This is a genomic window from Oleiharenicola lentus, from assembly GCF_004118375.1.
Lineage (GTDB): Bacteria > Verrucomicrobiota > Verrucomicrobiia > Opitutales > Opitutaceae > Lacunisphaera > Lacunisphaera lenta.
In genome coordinates this window covers 256,018-281,800 of record NZ_SDHX01000001.1, presented here as the reverse complement: position 1 = coordinate 281,800, position 25,783 = coordinate 256,018, and the positions used below count along the sequence as shown (strand labels likewise).

At 68.8% G+C, this 25,783-nt stretch carries 15 protein-coding genes; 8 read left to right on the top strand and 7 right to left on the bottom strand.

Annotation, left to right across the window (positions count from 1 at the left end):
* Positions 1-133: 133 nt before the first annotated feature.
* The 7 genes from ESB00_RS01200 to ESB00_RS01170 form a co-directional block, all read right to left on the bottom strand.
* Complete coding sequence (locus tag ESB00_RS01200) at positions 134-2,092, bottom strand: tetratricopeptide repeat protein (RefSeq protein WP_129045911.1); 1,959 nt, start codon at positions 2,090-2,092, stop codon at positions 134-136.
* A gap of 259 nt (positions 2,093-2,351) precedes the next feature.
* Entirely contained in the window at positions 2,352-6,143 is a 3,792-nt protein-coding gene (locus ESB00_RS01195) for a TonB-dependent receptor (protein WP_164975972.1), read from the bottom strand.
* A 281-nt stretch (positions 6,144-6,424) separates the two neighbouring features.
* Positions 6,425-7,393, bottom strand: coding sequence for an autoinducer 2 ABC transporter substrate-binding protein (locus ESB00_RS01190; RefSeq protein ID WP_218938652.1), 969 nt, complete (start codon positions 7,391-7,393; stop codon positions 6,425-6,427).
* A gap of 10 nt (positions 7,394-7,403) precedes the next feature.
* Positions 7,404-8,423: an ABC transporter permease gene (locus ESB00_RS01185; RefSeq protein ID WP_129045908.1), complete on the bottom strand. Its 1,020-nt coding sequence runs from the start codon at positions 8,421-8,423 to the stop codon at positions 7,404-7,406.
* 169 nt (positions 8,424-8,592) lie between these two features.
* Positions 8,593-9,525 carry an ABC transporter permease gene (locus ESB00_RS01180; protein WP_129045907.1) on the bottom strand — a complete coding sequence of 311 codons (933 nt, stop codon included), beginning with the start codon at positions 9,523-9,525 and terminating at the stop codon, positions 8,593-8,595.
* Positions 9,522-11,045 (bottom strand): sugar ABC transporter ATP-binding protein, encoded by a 1,524-nt coding sequence (locus tag ESB00_RS01175; RefSeq protein ID WP_129045906.1) that lies wholly within the window; start codon positions 11,043-11,045, stop codon positions 9,522-9,524. The genes ESB00_RS01180 and ESB00_RS01175 overlap by 4 nt, the downstream gene beginning before the upstream one ends.
* Positions 11,046-11,135: 90 nt before the next feature.
* Positions 11,136-12,302: a Gfo/Idh/MocA family protein gene (locus tag ESB00_RS01170; protein ID WP_129045905.1), complete on the bottom strand. Its 1,167-nt coding sequence runs from the start codon at positions 12,300-12,302 to the stop codon at positions 11,136-11,138.
* A gap of 224 nt (positions 12,303-12,526) precedes the next feature.
* Here ESB00_RS01170 and ESB00_RS01165 point away from each other — a divergent pair, with 224 nt between their 5' ends.
* The 8 genes from ESB00_RS01165 to ESB00_RS01130 all read left to right on the top strand — a co-directional run bounded on the left by ESB00_RS01165 (position 12,527) and on the right by ESB00_RS01130 (position 25,778).
* On the top strand, positions 12,527-15,388 hold the full coding sequence (locus ESB00_RS01165; RefSeq protein ID WP_129045904.1) for a glycosyl hydrolase: 2,862 nt from the start codon (positions 12,527-12,529) through the stop codon (positions 15,386-15,388).
* A 160-nt stretch (positions 15,389-15,548) separates the two neighbouring features.
* On the top strand, positions 15,549-16,604 hold the full coding sequence (locus ESB00_RS01160; protein WP_129045903.1) for a LacI family DNA-binding transcriptional regulator: 1,056 nt from the start codon (positions 15,549-15,551) through the stop codon (positions 16,602-16,604).
* Between the two features lie 78 nt (positions 16,605-16,682).
* Positions 16,683-18,416 (top strand): sodium:solute symporter family transporter, encoded by a 1,734-nt coding sequence (locus tag ESB00_RS01155; RefSeq protein ID WP_129045902.1) that lies wholly within the window; start codon positions 16,683-16,685, stop codon positions 18,414-18,416.
* Positions 18,417-18,423: 7 nt separating this feature from the next.
* Complete coding sequence (locus ESB00_RS01150) at positions 18,424-19,503, top strand: class I mannose-6-phosphate isomerase (protein ID WP_129045901.1); 1,080 nt, start codon at positions 18,424-18,426, stop codon at positions 19,501-19,503.
* Between the two features lies 1 nt (position 19,504).
* Positions 19,505-20,509: a hydroxyacid dehydrogenase gene (locus ESB00_RS01145; protein ID WP_129045900.1), complete on the top strand. Its 1,005-nt coding sequence runs from the start codon at positions 19,505-19,507 to the stop codon at positions 20,507-20,509.
* A 2-nt stretch (positions 20,510-20,511) separates the two neighbouring features.
* Entirely contained in the window at positions 20,512-22,404 is a 1,893-nt protein-coding gene (locus ESB00_RS01140; RefSeq protein ID WP_129045899.1) for a DUF2264 domain-containing protein, read from the top strand.
* Position 22,405: 1 nt separating this feature from the next.
* Positions 22,406-24,562: a heparinase II/III domain-containing protein gene (locus ESB00_RS01135; RefSeq protein ID WP_129045898.1), complete on the top strand. Its 2,157-nt coding sequence runs from the start codon at positions 22,406-22,408 to the stop codon at positions 24,560-24,562.
* Positions 24,563-24,698: 136 nt separating this feature from the next.
* Complete coding sequence (locus ESB00_RS01130) at positions 24,699-25,778, top strand: alginate lyase family protein (protein WP_164975971.1); 1,080 nt, start codon at positions 24,699-24,701, stop codon at positions 25,776-25,778.
* The last annotated feature ends 5 nt before the right edge of the window (positions 25,779-25,783 follow it).

Below are 25,783 nucleotides of genomic sequence, written 5' to 3'. Positions count from 1 at the left end.
CTGACAGTTCGCGAAAGGGGGCGTGGATCGGGCCGAGGGGGAACCGCGCCTGAGTCCCGCCACCGCGGGACGAAAGCGTGGCCGCTAACCGACCACGCTGTCGCTCTGCTCCAGCGCGGCTACTTCCCGGTGCCTAGCGCCCAGCCAAGGCCTCGCGGGCGAGGCGCAGGTTTTCCTGCACGCGGGTGTCGCCGGGGCGCAGACGCAGGGCGGCCTCGTATTGGGCGGCGGCTTCGGCGGGCCGGCGGGTGAGCAGGAGCACGTTGCCGTAGTTGGCCCGCGCATCGGGGTCATCGGGCTGCCATTCGACCAAAACGCGGAACTGTTCCCCCGCCTCGGGCAGGCGACCCGCCTGCGCCAGCAGGAGGCCGAGGCGGCGGCGCGCGGGCACCAGACCGGGGTCGAGCGTCAAGGCGGAGCGCCAGGCCTGCTCGGCCTCAGCCGGACGTCCGAGTTCCAAAAGCACCACCGCGAGATTGTGCTGGGCATCGGCGGCGGGCTTCAGCTCGAGCGAGGTGCGAAAAGCCGCCACGGCGTCGGCCGCGCGGCCGGCGCGCATGAGCGCGTTGCCGAGCGCCAGATGGGCGTCGGCGTGGGCGGGACCGAGCTTCACCGCCTGCTCCAACCGGATGACGGCCTCCGGAGCGCGCCCCAGCTCCAGCAAGGCAAGTCCACCCGTGTAGTGCGCCGGCAAATAGTCCGGCGAAAGCGTCCGGGCGTTCTCCGCGTGGGTGAGCGCCTCCCCGGCGCGTCCGCGGTTGAGCAACTCGACCGCGAGATTGTGCTGGGCCCGGGCGCTGGTCGGATACTTCGCGACGGAATCGCTCCAGATGACGAGGGCATCGCGGTAGTCGTGGTTGCGCGCGACCGTCAGCCCGGCGAAAACCAGCGCGAGCGCACCCCACCCCGGCCATGCCCGCGGCCCGGTCAGCCGGTGCAAACCGATAAGCGCCAGCGCGAGCACGGCCGCCAGGGGCAGATACATGCGGTGCTCGGCCATGGTCTGCGTGACGAGCGGCACGACGCTGGAACTCGGCGCGAGGATCGCAAAGAATACCACCCCCGCAAAACCGAGCGCCGGGCGGCGCCAGAGCGCCCAGAGCGTGCCGCCCACCAGCGTCCACACGACCAGCCCCTGCCACCAGACCTCGGCCGGTGAAGCCGCCACGGCGGTGCCGTAGTCGAGGACCAGCGGGTGCGGCCAGAACGAGAGCTTCAGGTAGAGCACGAGCGCCTCGGCCTGCTTGAGCAGGTAGGTCCACCCCGAGACTCCGAGGCCAAGCCCCGCCGCCGAGCCGCGCGTGCCGCCGGCGCCGAGCACGAGGATCACGAGCAGCAGCCAGGTGGCGGCGAGCGCCAGATAATAGGACCGCCGCGCCCGCCACGCACCCACGAAAGATCCGGCCACGAAGGTGCGGTCCGCGAGCAGCACGAGCAGCGGTGCCGACACCATCACCTCCTTGCTGCCCATGCCGAGCAGGCAGGTGACGACGGAAACCACCAGCCATGGCCTATGGGTTTGGCTGTAGCGGCGGTCTATGACCGCCGAATCTCCCACCCCGGGCGGTCGCAGACCGCCGCTACAATCCGTGCCGCGCAGGAAGGCGTAGAGCGTGCCCAGCAGGAAAAACCCGCAGAGCACCTCGGTGCGCTGGGCCACGCAGGTCACGGACTCGGTCTGGAGCGGGTGCAGCGCCCACAGCAGGGCCAGACCCAGCGCGAGTGATGGAGCCGCCTCGGGCACGACGCGCTGGAACAACCGCCGGGCCACGCCGAGCAACGCGAGCGCGGCGGCGGCATGGAAAGCGATGTTGCCGGCCCGGTGGCCCCACGGCTCCGCGCCGCTGAGCTTGTAGGTCAGGGCAAAGCTGAAGTTTAGCACCGGCCGGGCGGTGGTGGTGCTGCCGTCAGCCGGCGGGAACCACGCCGTGGCGAGGCTCCGGATGCTGGTGTTCTCCGTGATGGCTCCGCGGTCGTCGAAGAGCAGCGGCGCGCGCAGGGTGCCCGCATAGACCGCGATGACCGCGGCGACGACGAGCACGGCCGGCCCAAGGGCGGCGACGGTGAAGCGGGCGGGCACGGGCGATGGCATGCGGCGGATCAGAGGAACCACGCTTTCGCCCCGGGCTCAAGCGCGGCCACGAGGCGGTTCGGGCGCCAGCGACGCCTCCAGCTGTAGGTCGGGGTCTCCGACGGAGGCTCGGCGTAGATGGCGAAACAACTCCCGCGTAAGGTGCAGCAACCTCATCCTGAAGAGGCGGGGTTCGGAGACCCCGCCCCTGCAGAACGCCCCAACAAAAAAGCTCCCCGGCTTGCACCGGGGAGCTCGTAATTTACCCAGACAGACAGACTCAGAAATCGAAGGTCGTCGTCAGGATGAACTGGCGCGGATCGATGATGCGGAAGCCCCAGGGCTTGCCGTCCCAGTTGACCGCCACCGGGCGGAGTCCGCCGTCTTCCATCACGTTGTTGACGTTCAGCTGGACCTTCATGCGCACCTTGTCGTTGAAGATGCGGCGCGTGTAGGAGGCCCAGAGGTCGGTGTAGAAGTTGCCGTTGTCGAGATACACCGGGCGGGTGATGTCGGAGGCGTTGATGACCGTCGGCAGGAGCGGGTTGGCGGCCTTGCCGTAGTAACCCACGGCGGCCTTGGACTCCCAGCGCTGGGCGCCACCCACGGCGAAGCCCTTGAAGCGGCCTTCCGTGATGTTGTAGTTCGTCAGGAACGAGGCGCGGTAGATGCGCTGGTTGGGCGAGACGGCGCCTTCCAACGCCTTGGCCAGGGCCACCTCGGACTCGACCACCTGTTGATGGTAGGCCTGCGGGCTCGTCTGCCCGTTGAGGTTTTCCTTGAGGGCGGAGGAGTGGAAGCCGTAGCCGGTCCAGAAGTTCTTGAGCGACCATTCGCGACCGTTGCTGGCGATGAAGTCGGGAATGTCGGACGCGGTGAGCGACTGCCAGACCGGGAGACGCTCGGCGAGCCAGTCGTCATACTGCGGAGCGACGTCGGTGTAGGTGCTCTTCGTCTTCGTGCCCGTGAACTTCATGGTCCAGTTGCGGGTGGGATTGTAGGTGAGCTGCACCTCCACGCCCTTCGCGATGCTCTGCTGCGTGGCCGCCAGCTGGATGCCGCTGTAGTAGTTGAGCGGCAGCTTGAGCGTGTCGTAGATCTTCTGCTGGTTGGCGGCGTCGCTGACGTCGATGCCACCGGCGGCCACGTTGTCCGAATTCCAGTCCGGATCAGCCGTGATGTCGGCGATGGTGCGGCCGGCGGCCATGCCGACGCGCAGACGCTGGACGGCGCTGGCCCAGGCATAACCCGTGGTGGTATCCGAGTAGGCCAGGCGGGTCAGCAGGGTGCCGGCCGCGCTGGTGCGCTCGTTCTGGTTCTCGGTCTGGAACCAGTTCACGCGGGCGACGAGCTTGTTGTCGAACAGGTTGAAGCCGAAGCCACCGTCCTTGCCGTCGCCGGTCGGCTTGGGCAGCTGCCGCTTGAAGTAGTCCGTCTGCTTGCCCGGGGGCGGGTTGAAGTTGTCGGACTGGTTGTAGTAGAGCGTCAGGCCGCGGAGGAAGTCGCTCAAGATGTTGCCGTTGTTGGCGCTGTTCTCGATGCGGTTCCAGCCGGTGAGCGGACGGAAGGCGGCGCCGACGGTCTTGGTGTCGCCCTCGAGTTCGTCCCAAACGTTCCAGCGGTTCATGACCAGGTCATAATTCGCTTCGCCGTTCTTGTAGGGGTAGATCTGGTTCGCGGTGAGGGCGGGCGCAATCACGGTGCCATCGAGGGCGTTGAGCGTGCCGCCGGTGGTGTTGCGGGCGCGATACTGGTCGTTGCGCATGCCGAGCGTCAGCACGAGGCGGTCGTTCCAGAGGTAGCTCTGGGTGGCGAGGGTCCAGCTGCTGACCTCGCGCTGGAAGTTCGCGCTGCCGTTGTCCGCAAAGGAGATCCGCTCGGAGGTGGTCACATTCTTCCAGGCGTTCTCGGCGATGTTGAAGACGCGGACCTGCGAAACGTAGGGTGTTTCCCAGCCGGGGTTGCCGTAGAAGCCGAGGGACTGGGTGACCGTGGCCTGCGGATCGCCCGGGCTCGCGGCGTAGTAGGCCTTGCGGATGGCCGTGGAATTCCAGTGGGACTGACCGTCCAGCGTGAGATTGCGGGTGTAGCGCAGCTTGCCCTCAACGTCGCCGTCGGTGTAGGTGAGGCGCCAGCGCTCGCGGTTGCGCCGCACGTCGTGCTGCGCGGCCAGGCCGAGCAGCCGGTGGCGACCGAACCACTTCGTCCAGCCGGCGTTCTTGGAGAAGTCGAGGTTGTAGGCGGCCATCAGGCGGGTGCTGTCGTTGGTCTCGGGCGAGAAGAACGTGTCCACGCCGCCACCGAGGCCGAGCGGAACGAAGGCGAGCCCGTAGTAGGGGTTGGGCGTGCCATCGAGCTTGTTGATGTTCGTGTCAACCTGGAGGGTGTTGCCCTGGAGCTGCGAGAGGATGTAGTTCTCCGCGGCGTCGATCTGCTGGCGATACCAGCCGGCGCTGAGGAAGAGATTGTCACCGATCTGCTGCTCGATCTCGATGTTGTAGTTGCCGGCCTTGAGCAGGCCGAAGTTCGGCTGGTTCAGGTTGTGGGTGGTCCAGTCGTAGATCGACGGGTCGGTCACGCCGGGCGCCTGGTAGGAGGCGTAGGTGTAGATGGTGCCGTTTTGCTCGAGCACCGGGGCGATGCCCGTGGTCGAGCTCGTCCAGTTGCGGTCGGTGGTGAGGAAGCGCTGATCACCGGCCAGCCACGAGCCGTTGGTCGGGGTGGCGGTCGCCGGGTTGGTGTGGGCGGGTGCGAAGAAGCCGATACTGCGCGTGATGTAGTCGATCTGGGTGCCGTTGTCGAAGCGCTCCAGCGTGTTGGTGTTGCCGGTGTCGAAAGCAAGGCCGGCCGGCAGATAGTAGGGCGAGAGGCTGTTGGTCAGCAGGGCCGCGCCGGTGAGGCGCTGGCCGTTGGCCGCCACAATGGTGGCAACGGAGCCCGGGGAGCGGGTGTCAAAGTAGATCGGTCCGATGACCTCGCCGGCCGTACGCGTCTGCATGTTTGCACCGGTCCAAGGCTGGTTGAAGACCTTGGGATAGCTGGTCGCATCCATGAACTTGATGGTGCGGGTGACCGGATCATAGGAGGGACGACCGGCCTTCAGCCAGGGCGTGACCATGTCGCGCGGCGTGATGAAGTTCGGGCGGTTGGATTTGTTGTCGAAGTTCTCGGCGAAGGCCCGGATGACGGTCTTCGGGAAGGGACGGAAGGTGATGGCGCCGAACTGGCGCTTGGTCAGGTCGTAGGAGGGTTTGCGCTCGAACTGCTGGTCATTGTAGAGGCCGGCGACATAGATCGCGAGCTTGTCCTCGATGAGCGAGCGGTTGAGGGCGAACGAGGCGCGGGCCGAGCCGAGGTGGTCGGTGCGCAGGCTCAGGGTGTTGGAGTTCCGGTTGATGACCGCCTGGGCCGAGGACTGGTTCACGATGCCGGAAGGGCTGCCAAGGCCGAAAAGCAGCGAATTCGGACCACGGCTGATTTCCACCGACTGGATGTTGTAGCTGTCGAACGGAACGCGGCTGTTCGAGGGGTGGTAGTTGATCGAGGCGTCGGGCGCCGCCAGGCCGCGCACGCGGTTGGACTGGGAATTGGTCGTGGTGTCGCCGTTGTTACCAAAGGAGTAGCCACCCACGGTGTCCTTCAGGGTGCCGCGGTCGGTGACCTGCGGGGTGTAGGTGCTCGAACCTTCGGTGCCCGCCTCATAGCGGAACACGTCGTTGATATCGAGGGACGCCGTGTCATCGAGCTGCTGCTTGGTGACGACGGTGATGGAGGCGGCGAGATCGGCGAGATTGGAATTCAGGCGGCTGCCCGCGAGCGTGTTCTCCGCGAAATAGCCCTGGTCCTTGCTGGTCGTGACGACGAAGGGCGAGAGCTCGAGCACACCCTTGTCACCGGCGCCAGCGTTGGCCGCCGGCGTCTGCGTGACCGGAACGGGTTTCTGTTCAGCGGGGGGCGGGGGCTGGGGGTTGTTGGCCACCTGCGCGAAGGCAGGCAGGGCCACCGACAGGGCCAGCAACGGCGTCAGGTAACGCCGGACTCGATCCAGATTGGGTTTGGATTGCGGTGTCATGGTTGGGTTGGGGTCAGTGAAGGGACGGACGGACGTGCGCATGCGCGAAGGCAGGCAGAACGGCACGGGCCGGTTTCAGGGGTGGAGGGGTGCGGGGTGCAACTACTACCATGCACCAGACACCCCGGCCGCGCCAGTGACAATCGGGGCTTGTTTCAGACAGTCCGAGCAATCCCGGCCCGCCACGGCCCGAGGGCGAATCCGCGCGCCGCCCTGGGTGCAGCAAAAATAAAAGCGACGCCCGGGCGGGGCGTCGCGGCCGGCGTCACAACCGGGGTCGCTCAGAAATCGAAGCGGTCAATGTTCTCGCGCGTGAACACGAAGGGCGAGCCGAGCAGAATGTTGTCGCCCTCGATGGCGAAGGTGCGGTTGCCGACCTTGAACTGCTGGTCGCCGGCCTTGAGCTTGCCGTCGGCCAGCGCGACGCCGGCCTGCACGGTGAGGTAGCCCAGGTCACCGGTGTCCCAGAGGATGACGGCGTCGGTCACGCCCTCGTGGACGTAGCGCTTGTTTTCGTTGGGCAGGCCCAGGCCGATGACCTTCACCGCGCCCGCGCGGCCGGCCTGCTTCACGGCCTCGGCGGCGCCGGGGACGCCCGGCGAGCAGATGGCCATGATGAGCTTCAGGTTCTGGTGCGCGCTCATGAGCGCGGTGGCCTCGGATTGCGCGCGGTCCTTGAGATCGTCGCAGGGGCGCACGGCCACGAGCTTCATCTTCGGATATTTCTCGGCGAGGCGCGCCTCAATGTGTTTCTGCCACTCGCGCTGGTTGGCGGCGGTGAGCGTGGCGGTGATGATGGCAAACTCCCCTTCCCCGCCGGTCAGCCGCGCGGCCTCGTCCATCAGCGTGTAACCGATGCCCTGCGGCGTGGCCTGGTTCACGAAAAAACTGCGCGCGGCGGCCTGGGCGTCGGCGTCGTAGGTCAGCACCGTGATGCCCTGCGCGCGCGCCTTGCGCAGCGCGGTGGAGATGCCGTCGCGGTTCTCGGCGGCCACGGCGATCACGTCCACGCCGAGCGTGATCCAGTTCTCGACAATCTCGTTCTGCTTGGCGGCGTTGGTGTCGGTGGGGCCGTCGAAGAGCAGCTCGACGTTCAGCTCCTTGGCGGCCTTTTCGGCTCCGGCCTTCACGGAGAGGAAGTAGGCGTTGCCCTTGGCCTTGGGCATGAGGGCGAACATCAGCTTGGCGTCGGCCGCGAGCGCGGCGACGGCGGTGGCGAGGAAGAGGGCGAGCAGGCGCGGGGTTTTCATGGGGAAATTTTTAATGCGGGGCACGGCGGGCGGACCAGGCACCGAGGCCCAGGGCCAGGAGGAGGAGCGCGCCGGTGGCAAGGCCGGCGATCTCCTCGGCGGCATTCAACCGAATCACAACCGGCAGCGTGGCAAGCCCGCTCTTCAGCACCGCGATGGCCGCGACGCCCAGCAGCGTGCCCGTGACGCTGCCGCGCCCGCCGAAGATGCTCGTGCCGCCGAGCACGACGGCGGTGATGGCGTAGAGCTCGTAGCCGGTGCCGGCATCGGCCTTGGCCTGGCCGAGGCGCGCCGTGTAGATGAGCGCGGCGGCGGCGGCGATGACGCCGGCCAGCACATAGACCAGCGCGACCCGCCGGTCGGCCGGCAGCCCGGCGAAGCGCGCGCCTTCCGGGGAAAAGCCGATGGCCCGCAGCGAGCGTCCGACCGTCGTGGCGTGCACCAGCACCCACACGAGCAGCGCGACGAGCAGGAAAATCCACGCCTGCGCCGGCAGCCCGAGCCAGCGCTCCTGACCGAGAAACAGGAAAGACGCCGGGAAATCCGTGTAGGTGACCGAACCCTTCGTGAAGGCCTCGGCCAAGCCCCGGAACAGCGAATAGGTGCCAAGCGTCACGATCAGCGGCGGCAGCCGGAGCTTCGTGATGAGCCCGGCGTTGAGCCCGCCGGCCAGGGCGCCGGCGCCGAGCGTCAGGGCGGCCGCCAGCGGCAGGCCCAGCTGCGCGTCGTGCGAAAGCAGGCCAAAGATCACCGCGCACAAGCCGAGCAGCGAACCGACCGACAGGTCGATGCCCGCCGTGATGATCACCGGCGTGAGCGCGAGCGCGAGCAGGCCGATTTCGCAGGAGTGGCGCAGGATGTCCATCTGCCGGTCGATCGTGCCGAAGCCGACCGTCACGCCACGACGGTTCACCGTCGTGCCAAAATGCCAGAACAGCAGCCACTCGACGACGAGCAGCGCGAGCAGCAGCGTCTCGTGCCGCAGGAGCAGGGCCTTCCAGGCGGGCTGGTTGTCGGCGGAAGTGCTCATGTTCGTGGCCGGAGAAATTTCCCGAAAGCCCCGTCATTACCCAAAACCGTCATCCTGAGCGAAGCGAAGGATCCAAGCTTTTGTCCGCGAGCGGCCGTACCCCTGGATCCTTCGCTTCGCTCAGGATGACAGGAATCTGTGCTGTTCTGGTTATCCGGGTTCATCCGTGTCATCCGTGGTTGCTCCTCTTCCGTCCGAGGCCGTCCGACGCCGCCGCCAGGAGGATGATCGCGCCCTGGATCGCCTTTTCCCAATACGCCTCGATGTGCAAGTGCGTGAGCGCGGGCGGGATCGTCGCGAGCAGCAGCAAACCCGCCAGCACGCCCCACAGGCTGCCGCGTCCGCCCGAGATGGCCACGCCGCCCACGACGGCGGCGGCGATGACCTTCAGCTCAAGACCGCTGCCCACGAGCGGCTGCACCTGCGGCGACTGGATGAGATTCAGCACCGCCGCAAAACCGGTGAGCGCGCCCATGAACACAAAAACTCCCAGCGTGACGCGAACGGGATTCACGCCCGCCAGCCGCGCCGCGGCGGCATCGCTGCCCACCGCATAGACAAACCGCCCGGCGGCGAGGTGCCGCGAGGCCCACGCCAGCGCGGCGAGCACGCCCGCCGCCACCGCGAGCACGAGCCACTGGCCGGCCGTCTGGCTCAGGCCGAACCATTGCACGCCGTCGGGCAGGTTCACGAATTCGCCCTGCCGCGCCAGGTTCAGGCCCTGGCGGAGGGTCACCATCGTCGCGAGCGTGACCACGATGGAGGGCAGCCCGGCGAGCGCGACCAGCGCACCGTTGGCGAGGCCCATGAGCGCGCCGGCGCCCAGCGCCGCCAGCAGCACGAGCGGCAGCGGCCAGCCGGCGGCGGCGAGCAGGCCCGCCAGCACGCTGCAGAGGGAGAACTGTGACCCGACCGAGATGTCGATCTCGCGCGCGACGATCACGAACGCCATGCCGCAGGCCACGATGAGCGCGGGCATCTCGCGCACGAGCAGCGAGCGCAGCGGTTGCGGCGAGAAGAACGCCGGGGCGACGATGGCCAGCGCCACCAGCAGCAGGGCCAGCACTCCGGCCACGGAAAGTTCGCGCGGGTGGCGCCTCATGCGACGGCCTCCTTCGTCTGGCCCAGCGCGGCCGCCATGACCGCCGGTGCCCCGGTTCCGCCCGGCAAAGTCTCCACCAGCCGGCCGCCGCGCATCACGCCGATGCGGTCGCTCATGGCCAGCACCTCAGGCAGGTCGCTGGAAATCAGGAGCACCGCGAGCCCGTCGGACGCGAGCCGCCGGATGATGCGGTGAATCTCGCCCTTCGCGCCGACGTCCACGCCCTGCGTCGGCTCGTCAAGGATGAGCACGCGCGGCTTGGTCGCGAGCCAGCGGGCGAGCGCAACCTTCTGCTGGTTGCCGCCGCTCAGGCTGGCGCCCGGGGCGAGCGGGCCGGCGGTCTTGACCGCCAGCTCGCGGATGTAGTCGGCCGCGAGCGCCAGCTCCGGGCCGGACCTCAGCCACCCGCCGGGAAACACGCGGCCGTGCACGGCCATCGTCATGTTCTGCGCGATCGGCATCTCGAGGATCACGCCGTGCCGGCGGCGGTCCTCCGGCACGTAGGCCAGGCCGGCGGCGATGGCCTCGCGCGGGCTGCGGATGCGGCGCTCTTCACCGTCCACGAGGATGCGGCCGGCGTCGGCCGGTGTCAGGCCGAAGAGCGTGCGCGCCAGCTCGGTGCGGCCCGCGCCGACGAGCCCGGCCAGGCCGAGGATTTCGCCGGCCCGGATCTCGAATGAAACCCCGTTCACGCCGCCCTCGGCGCAGGCCAGTTGCTCCACCGCGAGGCGCACGGCCCCGGGCGTGACGCCGGCGGTGCGCTCCGTGAGCGACACCTCGCGGCCGACCATGAGCTTGATCAGCTCGGGCTCGGTGACACCGGCCACGTCGCGCGTGCCCACGCTCACGCCGTCGCGCAGCACGGTCACGCGGTCGGCCAGCGCCCGGATTTCCTCGAGGCGGTGGGAAATGTAGATCACGCCGACCCCCGCGGCGCGCAGCCCGCGGACGATCCCGTAGAGCTTCTCCTGCTCGCGCCGCGTGAGCGAGGCGGTGGGCTCGTCCATGATGACGATGCGCGCGCCCGCGCCGAGCGCGCAGGCGATTTCCACCAGCTGCTGCTCGGGCATGGAGAGTTCGCGCACGGTGCGGGAGGCGGGAAATTCCGCGCCGATCCGCCGCAGCAACTCCTCCGCCTGCGCCGCGCGCCGGCGCCAGTCCACCTTCCGCCACACCCCGCCCGCCTCCAGGCGCAGGCCGATGTTCTCGGCCACGTCGAGCTCGGCGAACAACGCGGGCTGCTGGTAGATGCAGGCGATGCCGCGCGCCCGGGCGGAACCGGTCGTCAGGCCGGCCAAAGACTCCCCGGCCACGCGGATCTCGCCCGCATCGGGCCGGTGGGCGCCGGTGACGACCTTGATGAGGGTGGACTTGCCCGCGCCGTTCTCGCCCAGCAGGGCGTGCACCTCGCCGGCGCGCAGTTCAAAATCCACCCCCTGCAGCGCACGCACCGCCCCGTAGCTTTTGCGGATGCCGTGCAGGCTCAGCAGCGGAGACGGAGATTCCGTGACAGGGGTCATGCGTGGGGAATCGCGACGCTCCAATCTGATATGATTGGAGTCAATCATATCCCCGGTGCGCGGGGCCGCGGCGGCCCCCTCGGCCCGGCCTCAGGTGCCGAGCCGGAATCCCGCCTCGGCCAGCGACTGCTCAGCGGCATAGGAACGCCGCAGGGCCTCGCCCAGGCCGCGGATGTCCGGGACCTGCGTGGTCATGCCGTTTGCGCCGGTCCAGTTCACTTCGGCCGTCGGCACGACGCCGATGCGCCCCTGCCGGTGGATGGACTCGATGAGCGCCGTGTGGCGGCCGGCGAGTTCGGTCGTGCAAATGCGGGCGGCCGGGTCGCGCAGGCGCGCCAGCGCGGCGGCGAACATCGCGCGGCGGGCCCCGGTGATGTCGAGCAGGGCACGCCGCTCGGTCCGGCCGTCGGCAGCCCGCCACCAGGCCTCGGATTCGTAGCGCCAGGCGGCCTGGCCGCGGCTGCCGGTGATGACGATCTCCGGCTCGACGGTGTCCGCGCAGGCGTGGCTGGTGCCGAACCAGAGTTTGACGCCGCTGGGGGTGCGCGAGCGGACGACCGCGGTGTCGAAGCTCTCGATGGCGTGCGCGCGCATCAACTCGGCGCCCTCGAGCACCAGGTCCTGCCCGCCGACGAAGAACAGGCTCAGCATGACGAAGTGGGCGAAGGCGTTGTTGAGCGGCGAATCCATCACCGGCATGCCGTTGACCGCGAGGCGGCCGGCCCAGTCGTTGCGCGTGAAGTAGCCGCGCGTGCGCGGCCAGACGCCGAGGAAGCGCACGGACCTGATCTCGCCGATCACGCCGCGATCCAGCTCCTCCTTCAGCCAGGTTGTGCCGGGCTCGTAGAAATCCTGGAAACCCACCGCCACGAAGCGGCCGGTGCGCTGCTCCGCCGCGCGGACCGCCGCCACCTCGGTGAGCGAACCCGCCAGCGGTTTCTCCACCAGCACGTTGGCGCCCGCCTCAAGCGCGGCGATCGTCATGCGCGCGTGCCAGTGGATGCCGGTGGGAATCAGGCAGAGGTCAATGCGCCCGGCGTGGGCCCGCAGCATCTCGGTGTAGTCGGTGAAAATCTCCGCGCCGTGGCTGCGCAGTTCCGCGATGTTGGCCGCCTCCTGGTCGGGATTGATGATGGCCGCCGCGGTGATCTGCGCCTCGCCGCGCTGCCGGCTCTCCCGGGCAAGCTGCAGATGGATGCTGCCATAGCCGGATACGCCGATGATGGCGAGGCGGGCAGGTTGGGAGGGAGCGGTCATGAGACGAAAAAGTGGGGGCTACCGGCCGCCATCGGGAGCAGCCAGCGCGGGTCAACCGGCTGGGCGGCTCCTGCTGTGCAAGGGGTAGAATCTGGGGTTGCGAGTCATGGACGCTACCGCGTCCGCAAAATGCGTCATTGTTTCCGCGGTCTTGACAGTCCGAGCAGATTGCGGACCGGCTCGCTTGAAATGGCGCCGGGGCGGAACTACTGGTTGGCCACCCCATGAGAAACCGCCCCGTTCTGCCGTTGCTGCTGCTTGCCTTCGTCCTGCCCCTGTCCGCCGCCGAGCCGGCGGAGCTTGCCTGGCCGGCGATCACCCGCGACCACAAGCCGTGGACGCGCTGGTGGTGGCTCGGCAACATCGGCGACGCCCATTCGTTCACCTCTGAGATGGAGAAATACGCCGCGGCCGGCCTCGGCGGCCTGGAAATCACCCCCATCTACGGCGTGCGCGGCGCGGAGGACCGCTTCGTGCCGTTTCTGTCCGATCGCTGGGTGGGTAATCTGGAGCACGTCCTGAAAGAGGGCCGCCGGCTCGATCTCGGCATCGATCTCGCCACCGGCACCGGCTGGCCCTTCGGCGGACCCTGGATCGAGGGCGAGGATGCCGCGCACTACCTTGCGCACCGGACTTTCACCGTCGCCTCCGGCGGCACGCTGGGCGAACCGGTGCAACTCGTGCAGAAGCCGCTGCTGCGTTTCGCCGGCCGCACGCGTGTGCCCATCGCCGACCTGCGCGAACCCGTTACCGCCAACGCCAACCTGCAGGAACTCGCCATTGACCAGGTCCGCTTCCCCCGGCCGCTGCCGCTGGTCTCGCTGATGGCCTACCCGGGCGCAGGCGCCGACCGCGCGCCGCTTGATCTCACGTCGCGCGTGGCGGCGGACGGACGCCTCGACTGGACCGCGCCCGCGGACCGCGGCACCTGGACGCTCTACGCGCTCTTCCAAGGCCAGCACGGCAAAATGGTGGAACGCGCCGCGCCCGCCGCGGAGGGCTACGCGCTCGACCATCTTTCCTCCCGGGCGCTCGCGCGCTACCTCGCGGAGTTCGACCGGGCGCTGACCGGCCGCGCCACGAAAGGGATTCGCGCCTGGTTCAACGACTCCTACGAGGTGGACGACGGCGAGGGAGAGTCCGACTTCACGCCGCGCTTCTTCGCCGAGTTCACGCGGCTCCGTGGCTACGACCTGCGCACGCAGCTCCCCGCGCTCTTCGACCCGGCCGACAGCCGCGTGCTGGCCGACTACCGCGAGACCGTTTCGGACCTGCTGCTGGAACAGTTCACCGTCCCCTGGCGCGAGTGGGCGAACCGCCACGGCGCGCTGATCCGCAACCAAGCCCACAACGCGCCCGCCAACATCCTCGACCTCTACGCCGCCAGCGACATCCCCGAGCAGGAGGGCAACGGCCACCTCGCGATGAAAATGGCGTCGTCCGTCGCCCACGTCACCGGCAAGCCCCTCGCCTCCGCCGAGACCGCCACCTGGCTGAACGAGCATTTCCTCTCCACCCTCGCCGAGCTCAAGGCCACGGTGGACGGCTTCCTCCTCGCGGGCATTAACCACAACTGCTACCACGGCACGCCGTTTTCCCCGCCCGACGAGCCGTGGCCCGGCTACCATTTCTACGCCTCCGTCGAGCTAAGCCCCGTCAATCCCATCTGGCGCGACTTCGCCGCCGTCAACGCCTACGTCGCCCGCGCCCAGTCCTTCCTCCAGTCCGGTCAGCCCGACGAGGACCTACTTCTCTATTACAACATCCACGACCGCTGGGCTGTCCGCGGCACGGGTGAGATGCCGCACTTCGGCCACGGCCGCGACCCGCTGGGCGTCGACAGCCTCCGTGAGACCGCGACGCGTCTCGTCGATACCGGCGTGGGCTTCGACTACATCTCCGACCGGCAGATCCAAGGACTCGAATATCGCGGCAAGCTGATCGAAAGCGGACGCCAGGGTTACCACGCCGTGCTCGTGCCACCGACCAAGTTCATGCCGCTCGCCACGCTCGCTCACCTGGTCGCGCTCGCCGAACGCGGCGCCACCATCCTCGTCGAGCAGGCTCTCCCCACGAGCGCCCCCGGCCACTCCGGCCGGCTTCAGCAAAAGGAATTCGACCAGCTGCTCGCCCGCCTCACCGCCCGGGCGCTGCCCACCGGAGGCATCACCCGGCTGCCCGTCGGCAAGGGCGAGTTCATCGTCGGCCCGGACGCGACGCAGCTGCTCGCAATCCGGCCCGGCATTCCGCGCGAGTCGCTCACCGACCATGGCCTGGAGTTCGTGCGCCGGCGCACCGACCACGGTTTCCTTTATTTCATTGCGAACCGCAGCGACCGCCCGGTGAACGGCTGGGTGCCGCTGCAGGCGCACGGCCAAACCGCCGCGCTCTTCGATCCCGCGACCGGCCGCCTCGGCCGCGCCGCCGCACGGCTGATCCCCGCCCAACCGAGCCAGGTTTACCTGCAGCTCCCCCCCGGCGAGTCGGTGATCGTCACGCTCGAGAACCGCGAACTCACCGGCCCGGCCTGGGCCTACTGGCAGGATGCCGGAGAAACCCAGCCGCTGGCCGGCACATGGGGTGTCCGGTTCGCCGACGGCGGCCCCACCCTGCCCCCCGCCACCACCGTGCCGGCGCTGAAATCCTGGACGGATTTCGGCGGCGACGAACTGAAGCGCTTTTCCGGCCACGCCGCCTACACCCTGAGATTTGCGAAACCGGCCGGCCCGGCCCCGGCATGGCGGCTCGACCTCGGCCGCGTCGCCGAAAGCGCCCGCGTGTCCCTGAATGGCCGCGAGATCGCCACGCTTTGGCAGACACCCTATGCGGTCGTAATCCCCGCCGGGTTCCTCGCCGCGGAGAACACGTTGGAGATCAGCGTCGCCAACCTCGCCGCCAACCGCATCGCCGACCTCGACCGGCGCGGCGTGAACTGGAAAAAATTCTACAACGCCAACATGCCGGCCCGGTTCCGCGAAAACACCGGCCCCGACGGCCTGTTCAGCGCCGCCCAGTGGGCCCCGCGACCCTCCGGTCTGCTCGGACCCGTCACGCTCACGCCCTTGCGCCGGCTGGACCCCAGGTAACTTTGCCGTGGGTGGTGAGCCTGCTCTCGCCACAAAAATGCTGTCGCAGCCGTGGCGCCAGCCGTTCGGCAGGCTCAAGGCCCTGAGCCCATCGAACGGGCAAGCAGGCCGCCCACCCCACGCACAATTCCGTTGCCGTGCGCCTGATGAAAATTAGGCCATGAGCATGCGTCCGAAGCGCCGGGTCTCCCAACAGTCCATCGCCCGTGACCTGGGCATTTCCCAGGCGCTCGTCTCCCTGGCCCTGAACGGCCGCAAGGAGGGCATCAACCCGGAGACCTACAAGACCATCTGGGATCACGCCTCGCGCCTCGGCTACCAGCCCAAAGGCATGAACCCCGCGCAGTCGCCCGCCGGCGTGCGGCAGCGGCAGGTTGGCTTCATCCTGCGCTCCGGTCTCTCCATCCACAACCAGGGCTCCTATTTCAGCCTCGTGCTGCACGGCCTGCACACCGCGCTGGCGGCGCGCGGCCACACCGCGGTTTTTCTCGGCGCCGAGGACACGCTGGAACCGGCCCGCCTCGCGGAACTCTTCCCCTCCGGCCACTCGATGCGCGGCGTCGTGCTGCTCGGCGAGGTCGCCGCGCCGTTCCTGAAGTCGCTCCGCCGCCACGAGACCCGCCTCGTCGCCGTGTCCGCCCGCCACCCCGGCCAGTGCCACTCCGTCATCGGCAACGAAGCCCAGGCCCTCGACCTGCTCGTGCGACACCTGCACGAGCTCGGCCACCGGCGCTTCGGCTGGATTGGCGGCAACGTGGGCCTCAACCGCCACCAGATGCGGTTCGACGCCTTTCACGACGCGCTCCGGGCGCACGGTCTCGCCGCCGAGGAGCGCTACTGCGTGCGCCTCGCCCAGGGCGACCGCGCCGAGGGCTTCGAGGCCGTGCTGTCCCTGCGGCCGCATCTCCGCCGCAAGGATTTCCCCACCGCCTTCCTCTGCTACAACACCCTCATGGCCGCCGGCGCGGTCAAGGCCTTCGTCCACGAGGGCTGGCGCGTGCCGGCCGACGTGAGCATCGCGGGCGCCGACAACTCGCGCCTCGCCGCCGCCGAGTCGCCCCAGATCACCGTGGCCGGTTCCGACGCCGAGAAACTCGGCGCCGCCGCCGCCCGCCTCCTCCTCGACGCCACCGGCGATGATGAAGAGAGCATCAACGACCTCATCCTCCCCGCCCAGCTCGTGCCCGGCGGCACCACCGGCCCCGCGCCGGCCTGAATCCGGTCCGCCCGGCCGGCGCACTTTGGGCTTGTTGCCTAATAATTATTAGGCAAGCGTACCCCTCCGCCCCACCCCATGACTTTCTACGACCACGCCGTCATCGCGTTCTACTTCGCCTTCATGCTGGGCATGGGCTGGCTGGTGGCGCGTTTTGTCCGCAACACCAGCGACTACTTCCGCGGGGGCGGCCAGATGCTGTGGTGGCTGGTGGGCAGCTCGGCGTTCATGACGCAGTTCAGCGCGTGGACCTTCACCGGCGCGGCGAGCATGGCCTACACCGAGGGCTGGCCCATCCTGCTGCTCTACTTCGCCAACGCCGTCGGCTTCGTCTTCAACTGGCTCTACTTCGCCGCGCGCTCCCGCCAGATGCGCGTGATCACCGTGATCGAGGCCGTGCGGATCCGGTTCAGTCCGGCCAACGAGCAGGTGTTCACCTGGCTGCAGGTGCCGCTGAGCACGCTCTACGCCGGCATCTGGCTGAACGGGCTCTGCGTGTTCCTGACCGCGGCCTTCGGCTTCGACCTGGAATTCACCATCATCGTCACGGGCGCGGTCGTCGTGCTGATGACGATCTTCGCCGGGAGCTGGGCCGCGGTGGCGGGCGACTTCATCCAGGTGCTCATCCTCATGCCGGTCTCGGTCGTCGCAGCCTTCCTCTCGGTGCAGGCGGTCGGCGGTCCGTCGGCCTTTGTCGAGCGTTTGCCGGCCGGCCACCTCGACCTCGGCCGACTGCTCGACTCCAAGCTGCTTCTCCTCTGGGGCGTGGCGGTGCTCATCAAGCAGTTCATCTCCGCGAACAACATTCTCGATTCGTCGCGCTACCTCTGCGTCAAGGACGGCACGCACGCCCGCAAGGCTGCGCTGCTCGGCGCCGCGCTGTTCATCGTCGGCCCGATCATCTGGTTCATCCCGCCCATGGCCGCGCGCATCCTCCACCCGGATCTTTCCGCGGTGTTCCCGGGACTTGGCAACCCCGCCGAGGGCGCGTTCCTCGCCATGTGCCTGCACACCATGCCCGCCGGCATGCTCGGCCTGCTCCTCAGCGGCATCTTCGCGGCGACCATGTCGTCCATGGACAGCGGGCTGAACCGCAACGTGGGCATCTTCGTGAAAAGCTTCTACCAACCCGTGCTGCGCCCGCAGGCCACCGACCGCGAACTCGTCGTGACCGGCCGCATCACCACGACGGTCATGGGCGTGCTGGTCGTTCTCGCGGCGCTGAATTTCAGCCGCATGAAGGACCTCGGCCTCTTCGAGCTGATGCAGCAGTTCGGCACGCTCGTTGCCGTGCCGCTGACGATCCCGCTCGTGCTCTGCATCATCGTGCAGCGCACGCCGCCCTGGGCCGGCTGGTCCACCATGGTGGCGTCCTTCGTCGGCTCGCTGGTCGCAACCTACGTCTTCGACCTCGCGTGGCTGCAAGAGACCTTCTCCACCGGCCCGCTGAGCCCGGCGGAGCGCAACTACTGGACCGTTTCCGCGGGTCTGTTCCTCAACGTCACCGCCGGCTGCCTCTGGTTTTTCGGCACCTGTGCCTTCTGGAACTCCAGTTCGCCCGAGTATCGCGAGCGCGTCGGCCGGTTCTTCCATGATCTGCGCACGCCCATCGATTTTCAGAAGGAGATCGGCGAGGCCTCCGACCACCAGCAGGGCCGGGTGCTCGGCCTGCTCAGCCTCTGCTATGGCGGGTTCATCACCCTGCTCGCCCTCATCCCCAATCCGCCGGCCGGCCGCCTCGGCTTCGTGTTCTGCGGCGCCGTGCTGATCCTCATCGGCTGGGCGCTGCGGCGCACCCGCCCCTCCGGCTGAACGCCTCATGGCACTCCGCGGCAAACTCGTCCTCCTTCCGCCCAACCGCGTCTGGCGCACCTACCAGGGCGGGCGGGAGCTGGACCGCCTCGCGGGGACGGCCGCCCCGGCGGACGGCCATTTTCCCGAGGACTGGATCGCCTCGACCACGCGCGCCATCAACGCCGGTCGCGAGCACCTCCGCGAAGGCGTTTCCCAAGTCGTCGTCGGGGGCGAAACCCACGACTTTGCCGCGCTGCTCGCCTCCGCCCCGGAGTACTTTCTCGGCGCGGCCCATGTCGCGAAACACGGCGCGCAGCCGCACCTGCTGGTCAAGCTCCTCGATCCGTCCATCCGCCTGCACTTCCAGGTCCACCCGACGGCGGACTTCGCCCGGCGCTTCCTCGGCTCGCCCAGCGGCAAGACCGAGGCCTATCATGTCGTCGCCACGCGTCCCGAAGTCGCGTCGCCCTACATCTATCTTGGTTTCCAGCGTCCGCCCTCACGGACCGAGCTCCGCCGCATGATCGAGACGCAGGACATCGCGGCGCTCGAGGCCTGCTTCGACAAGATTCCGGTCAAACCCGGCGACACCTACCTCGTGCCCGGCGGTGTGCCGCATGCGCTGGGCGAGGGCGTGTTCCTCGTCGAGATCCAGGAGCCGAGCGACCTCGTCGTGCGGTTTGAGTTCGAGCGTGGCGGCTACGTGCTGCCCGAGAGCGCACGATTCATGGGCCGCGGGCTGGATTTTTGTCTCGATGTCTTCGACCTCGCGCCTTGGCCGCTCTCGCGCGTTTTGACCGAAGCGGCGCGCTCGCCGCTGCGCCGCCGGGCGCTCGGGCCGGATTCCTGGCAGGATGATCTCATCGGTCCGGCGCACACGCCGTGCTTCCGCGTCCGCCAGAGCCAGCTGCGCGGCCCCGTCGCCAAGGTCGAGGCCGCCCCCCACATCGGCATTGTCACGTCCGGCCGCGTGACGGTGGAGGCAGGCGGAGAGCGCCACGATTTCCGGCCGGGCGACAAATTTTTCTGCCCCGCCGGGCTCGGTGCGCTGCAATACTCGCCCGCGCCCACCGCCGAGATCCTCGAATGCATTCCCCCCGCCTGACATGAACCGCCGCCCTGCTGTCTTCGCCGCCGTCACCGACGCGGAACTCCTCGAATTCCTGCCCGAGCCCCTGCTCGGCGAGGTGCGCGCCCTCGCGGGCAGCTTCACCGCCTGCGACCCGACCGCGGGCTCCGTCGAAGACTTCCATGCCGCTCTCGCCGCGGCCAATCCCGAGGTGCTGGTCGGCGGCTGGAAAACCCCGGCGCTGCCCGCCACCCTGCCGCCGAACCTCCGCTACGTGTGCTACCTCTGCGGCTCCGTGCGCCGGCTCGTCACGCGCCCGCAGCTCGAGGCGGGCCTCACCGTTACCAACTGGGGCGGCTCGATCAGCCGCATCGTGGCCGAGTGGGCGCTGTTCCACATCCTGTCCTGCCTGCGGCGCGCCACCTACTGGACCATCGCGATGCACCACGAGGGCGCGTGGAAAAACGGCGGCAGCGAAACCGCCTCGCTCTTCGGCCGGCGCGTGGGCCTGCACGGCTTCGGCCAGATCGCGCGCGAGCTCGTGCAGCTGCTGCGTCCCTTCGGCACGCCGATCATGGCCTTCGCGCCGGACGTCACGCCGGGCACCGCTCCCGGCCTCGGCCTCGCCTGCGCCGGTTCGCTGGAGGAACTCTTTGCCGAGAACGACATCATCGTGGAACTCGCCCCCCTCAACGACTCCACCCGCGGCATCGTGCGCGAGGAGCACCTGCGTCTCGTCCGTCCGGGCGGCGTGTTCGTCAATGTCGGCCGCGGCGCCGTGGTGGACGAGGCCGCGCTGCTTCGCGTGGCCCAGGAGGGACGCATCCAGATCGGGCTCGACGTCTATACGGTCGAGCCGCTGCCCGCCGACTCGCCGTTCCGCGGCCTGCGCAACGTCACGCTCACGCCGCACATCGCCGGCCCGACCACTGACCGCCGCCGTGACGCCGGGGCCTTCGCCCTCGCCAACCTGCGCGCCTATTGCACCGGCCGGCCCTTGCAGGCCGTCGTCACGCCCGAGGTTTACGACACAGCCACCTGACCATGCTGCCTGCATCATACCGTCATTGGCAGGACGCCGCTCGCCGGCTGCTCGAGCCGCTCGCTGCGCTGATGCAACCCGGTCGCGCGGACCTGCCGATCGCGGGCGCGCCGTCCGACCACGACGCGCAGGCGGACCGGCTGGAATCCTTCGCCCGCCCGCTCGTGCTCGCCGCCTTCTGGCTGCAATCGGTCCCGCGGCCCGAGGACGCCGCGCTGCGCGAGAAAACCGCCGCGTGGTTCCGCGCCGGTCTCGCCCTCGGCACCGATCCCACTTCGCCGCATTACTGGGGCCCCGACGCCAGCTACCACCAGCACCACGTCGAGATGGGCCTCATGGCCATCGGGCTGCAACTCGCTCCGCGCGACCTGTGGGAGCCATTGCCCGCCGCGACCAAGGCGCAGGTGGTGCGCTGGTTCGCGACCTGCCGCGGCGGCGGCATCGTCAACAACAACCACCTGTTCATGTCGGTGCACATCCTGGAATTCCTGCGCACCCTGGGCGCCGCGCACCGCACCGACGCCGCCGTCGTCACGGCGCATCTCAACCAGCTTGAGACGATGCACCGCGGCGGCGGCTGGTTCGAGGACGGCATCAACCAGGCCTACGACCACTACAACGCCTACGCCTTCCACTTCTACGGCCTGATGTGGGCCCACCTCCACGGAGCAACCGACGCGAAACGCGCCCAACGCTGGCGCGACTGGGCGCGGCTCTTCGTCGCCGACTACGCGCACTTCTTCGCCGCCAGCGGCGAGCACCCGGCCTTCGGCCGCTCCATCACCTACCGGTTCAACGGCCTCAACGTCTTCGGCCTCGCGCTCGCGGAAAACTGCACCGATCTCGCGCCCGGGCTGCTGCGCCGGCTCTGCACGCGCAACCTCGACTTCTTCCTCGCGCGGCCGATCTACACGGCCCAAGGCGCGCTCGCCTCGGGTTTCACCGACGTTTTTCCGAAAATCATCGAACCCTACTCCGCGCCGGCCTCGCCCTACTGGGCGGCCAAGGGTTTCACCCCGCTCCTGCTGCCGCCGGAGCATGCGTTCTGGACGGAACCCGAGCAACCGCTGCCGGCGGAGCGCGGCTTTGTGCGCGTGATGCCCGCGCCGGGCCTCGTCACCCGCAGCACGCCGGATGGCGAGGTCGAGATCCTCAACGCCGGCTCCATGGTCGGCAACACCCAGCTCCGCTACGGCGCGTGGAAATGGAGCAAGCTCAGCTACCGCACCGGCGTCCACTTCACCTACGCCTTCCCGGAAATCTCGAACGTCTCCTGCGACAGCGCGCTCACGCAGCAGCTCGACGACGACCGCGTTTTCGGACGCCACTCAACCGTCGCGGTCGAGCTGGACGCCGACCACCTCGGCTATTCCTGGAACATGGGTTTCAAGACGGGCCAGGTGAACACCAGCGTCGAGACCTTCGTCTTCTGGCGCGCCGGCTGGCTGCTGCACGTCCACTGCTACGAGGCCCGCCAACCCGTGGTGCTCCGTCTCGGCGGTTTCGCCCTGCCGCTCACCCAGGTGGAGCCCGCGCTCCGCGCGGGCTTAAATCCAGCCGGAAGCACCGGCTCCACGCTCGCCTTCTTCTCGCCCGACAATCGCGGCACCGTCCTGCAACTCCTCGCTGGCACCGCCACGCCCGACTGGGACCAGCGGCTCGACGACGCCACCGAGCGCCGCCACGTCGCCGCGCCGTATCATGTGACGCCCGTCTTTACCACGCCCCGCCACTCGGGCGCGGGCGTGCTGGTCGCGCTCAGCTGGAGCGGCTCCGACCGCACCGAGGGTGATGCCTGGGTGATTGTGACCGCCGCGGCGGGCGAGTGGACCCTCGCCCATCCGAAACTGGGAGGGTGGATCGTGCGTCACTGGTCGTTGCCGGCTTTTACCTAATATGCGCTCAGCCCGTCACCTTGCTTTTTCATGGGGCCTGTGGGCCGTATACGCCCTATGGGGCCTATATGCCCAGGCCGCTATCGATTCCGCCGCGGTCGTCCCGGCGACCGCCCCGCGCACCGGGATCATCGCCGGCCAGCACGAGGCGTTCCGCGCCTACTGCACCACCGGCGAGGGCGCGGCGGCCTTTGCCAAGCTTAAGGCCGACCTCGACCGCGACTGGCTGGCCTGGCCGCTGCCGGCCGATCCCGTCACCTACGGCGACCCCACGCCGTCCAAGCGCGACACCGACAAGACCACCCGCTGGCGCGCCGTGCAGGACCTTTGTGGCCGCGCCACCGGCGTCGCCGAGGCTGCTACGCTCTGCTGGATCGTGACCGGGGAGGAGCGTTACCTCGCCAAGGCGAAGGAACTGCTCCTCGGCCTCTCCGGCTGGCGCTTCGCCCCCGACTGGAAGTCCGGCGACGTCCCCGGCGCCACCGACATCTACTACAACGACGAGGCCCACTTCCGTCTCTGGCGCAAACTCCCGCTGATTTACGACCAGCTGCGCGCGCAGCTCACAGCTGAGGAAAAGCAGCGCATCCTCGCGCACTTCCGCGAGCGCGGCACCCGCTCCGCGCGGTGGATCGAGGAGGAAGGCAGCATCTCGCAGATCACGCGCACCTCCATCGCCGCCGACCTGTCGTCACACCCGGTGCGCTTCATGCCGATGACCGGGCTGGCGGGACTGGCGCTCTGGGACGACCTGCCCGAGGCGCGCGCGTGGTGGGCCTACGCTTATAAGTTCTACCGCGACCAGTTCCCTCCCTTCGGCGGCGACGACGGCGGCTGGGCCGAGGGCAACGCCTACTGGCGCGGCACCTTCGAGCATGCCGCTTTTCAGGACGCCTTGCTCGCCATTGGCGATCCCTCCGCCTACGCGGACCCGTTCTGGAGAAACTCGCCGCTCTTCGCGCTCTACAACGTCCAGCCCTACCTGCACACGACCTTCGGCGACGCGTCCAACGCCGGTCGCTTCAACCTCGAACCCGTCGTCGCCGACTACATGGAACACCTCGCCCGCGTGCAGCAGAACGGTTTCCTCCGCAGTTACGCCGCGCTCTGCACCGACCAGCGCACACGCCCGGTGGAAAAGGGTCTCGCCGGCCTCAACCGCACCTACCCGGTCGCCGCGGAGTTTCTCGTGCGCAACTTCCTCGCCTCGGGGCGGCCCATGCCGGCCGCGCGGCCGCTCAGCGACTTGCCGCCGCAGCGCCACTTCGCCGACGTGGGCTGGGTGTCGCTGCACAGCGCGCTCGGTGCGCCGGCCGAGGATATCCACGTCACGTTCAAGGCGTCGCCCTTCGGCTCTTTCAGCCACAGCCACGCCGACCAGCTGGCCTTCATCCTGAACGCCTACGGCGAAAACCTCGCGATCAACTCCGCCTACCGCGAGTTCCACAACTCCCCGCACCACCGCGAGTGGACGCGTCAGACGATTTCGAAAAACGCGCTGCTCATCGACGGCCTCGGCCAGAAGGCCCAGAGCAAGGCCGCGACGGGACAGATCACGCGCTTCGAGGTTGGCGACCGCTACGTGCTCGCCACCGGCGACGCCACCAAGGCCTACGCCACGCTCCAACCCAAGGGCCGCGTCAAACGCGTGACCCGCGACCTCGTGTTCATTGATAAGCATTACGTGGTCCTGCGCGACCGCGTGGAGCTCACGACGCCGGGCAAGCTCTCGTGGTTGCTGCACTCCACCAAGACCATTGGCTGGCTCGGCGACGACCGCGCCCTCCTCGAGGGCGACCTCGGCCGTGCCGCGCTGCAGGTGAAACTCATCGCCCCCGGCGTGACCTGGCAGGCGCAGGTTAAGGATCACTTCCCCGTGCCTGTTGACGCCCGCTACGTGAGCGGCGAAGTGGGCGGCGACTATGTTACCGGCCAGTGGAAAGATCACTCCCACCTCACCGTCGAAAGCGCGACGCCCGCCGCGTCGTTCACGGTGTATGCGGTGCTCTTCCCCCACCGCACCGTCACCCCGGACGGCGCCGCCGTGCGCCTGGCCTTCGTGGACGCCACCCTCACGCCCGACGGCGAACTCGCCATCACCCACGCCGGCACCTCGATCCGCCTGAAACTCACCGATGATTCGATCCAAGTTCGCTGAATCCATGTCACCAAGCGACTCCACACCCCGTCGCTTTGCGCCACCCCTCTCCAGAGGGGATTCAAGCCCACGCCGCGAAGATCCCCTCTATCAAGAGGGGTGCCCGCAGGGCGGGGTGTGTGGTTCGGGGAATTATTTGGATCACGGCGCCCTTCCCGCACCTCACCGCACCTTCGGTCTGCTTCTGCTCGCGCTTGTCGCCGCCCGCCTCCCCGCCGCGGAGCCCTGGCTGGTCACCTCCGCTGAACTCGCCGACCTGGCAAAAAACGCGCCCGCCGCGCTCACGGTGCCGATCACCACGGTCGTGGATGGCGAGTCCCTGCCCGGCGGCGACCCGCACGACTACATCAGCTACGCCCGCTATTATTGGCCGGACCCGGCAAAGCCCGACGGCCTGCCCTTCGTCCAACGCGACGGCGAGCACAACCGCGACCAGGTCGCCAAGGGCGACCGCTCGCGCATCAACACCTTCGCCCATGCCGTCACGCGCCTCGCCGCCGCGTGGCATCTGCATCGCGACGAAGCCGCCGCGCGCCGCGCGGGGGAGTGGCTGCGCGCCTGGTATCTCGACCCGGCCACGCGCATGAACCCGAACCTCGACTACGCGCAGGTGCGCCTCGGCCACAAAAGCAACCGCGGCAACCCCGCCGGCGTGCTCGACACCCGCGACTTTGCCGGGGTCATCGACGCCCTGCGCCTGCTCGAGGACTCCCCCGCCCTGAGTGCCGACGAACACGCCGCCCTCCGCGCGTGGTTCGCCCGTTACCTCGACTGGCTGCTCAAGGCGCCCAACGCCGTCGCCGAGCGCGCAGCCAAGAACAACCACGCGACCTGGTATTACGCCCACGCGATTCCGGTCGCCCGTTACGCCGGCCGCGACGAGGTTGCCCGCGAACTCAGTGCCGAGGCCCGCGACCGCATCGCGGAGCACATCCGCCCCGACGGCAGCCAGCCCGAGGAAATCCGTCGCGTGGACGGCCTCGGTTACAGCCGCTTCAACCTCGAAGCCTACGCCGCCACCGCCCGGGCCGCCCGCGGGCTGGGTTTCGACCTTTGGAACTACACCGCCCCCAACGGCGCGAGCCTGCGCCAAGCGTTGGAATTCCTCCGCCCCTACAACGCCGCCCCCGAAAAGTGGCCCACCTCACAGAAGGAGAAACTCGAACCCGGCTTCCTCGACGACCTCCTCGCCGAAGCCGCAACAGCCAAACCCTGATTTCG

Excerpts from the sequence above, each read along its gene's own strand:
- ESB00_RS01200 (WP_129045911.1), bottom strand. The coding sequence starts at position 2,092 with ATGCCATCGCCCGTGCCCGCCCGCTTCACCGTCGCCGCCCTTGGGCCG.
- ESB00_RS01160 (WP_129045903.1), top strand. The coding sequence starts at position 15,549 with ATGAGCATGCGTCCGAAGCGCCGGGTCTCCCAACAGTCCATCGCCCGT.
- ESB00_RS01165 (WP_129045904.1), top strand. The coding sequence starts at position 12,527 with ATGAGAAACCGCCCCGTTCTGCCGTTGCTGCTGCTTGCCTTCGTCCTG.
- ESB00_RS01145 (WP_129045900.1), top strand. The coding sequence starts at position 19,505 with ATGAACCGCCGCCCTGCTGTCTTCGCCGCCGTCACCGACGCGGAACTC.
- ESB00_RS01150 (WP_129045901.1), top strand. The coding sequence starts at position 18,424 with ATGGCACTCCGCGGCAAACTCGTCCTCCTTCCGCCCAACCGCGTCTGG.
- ESB00_RS01185 (WP_129045908.1), bottom strand. The coding sequence starts at position 8,423 with ATGAGCACTTCCGCCGACAACCAGCCCGCCTGGAAGGCCCTGCTCCTG.
- ESB00_RS01180 (WP_129045907.1), bottom strand. The coding sequence starts at position 9,525 with ATGAGGCGCCACCCGCGCGAACTTTCCGTGGCCGGAGTGCTGGCCCTG.
- ESB00_RS01190 (WP_218938652.1), bottom strand. The coding sequence starts at position 7,393 with ATGAAAACCCCGCGCCTGCTCGCCCTCTTCCTCGCCACCGCCGTCGCC.
- ESB00_RS01140 (WP_129045899.1), top strand. The coding sequence starts at position 20,512 with ATGCTGCCTGCATCATACCGTCATTGGCAGGACGCCGCTCGCCGGCTG.
- ESB00_RS01170 (WP_129045905.1), bottom strand. The coding sequence starts at position 12,302 with ATGACCGCTCCCTCCCAACCTGCCCGCCTCGCCATCATCGGCGTATCC.
- ESB00_RS01175 (WP_129045906.1), bottom strand. The coding sequence starts at position 11,045 with ATGACCCCTGTCACGGAATCTCCGTCTCCGCTGCTGAGCCTGCACGGC.
- ESB00_RS01135 (WP_129045898.1), top strand. The coding sequence starts at position 22,406 with ATGCGCTCAGCCCGTCACCTTGCTTTTTCATGGGGCCTGTGGGCCGTA.
- ESB00_RS01195 (WP_164975972.1), bottom strand. The coding sequence starts at position 6,143 with ATGACACCGCAATCCAAACCCAATCTGGATCGAGTCCGGCGTTACCTG.
- ESB00_RS01155 (WP_129045902.1), top strand. The coding sequence starts at position 16,683 with ATGACTTTCTACGACCACGCCGTCATCGCGTTCTACTTCGCCTTCATG.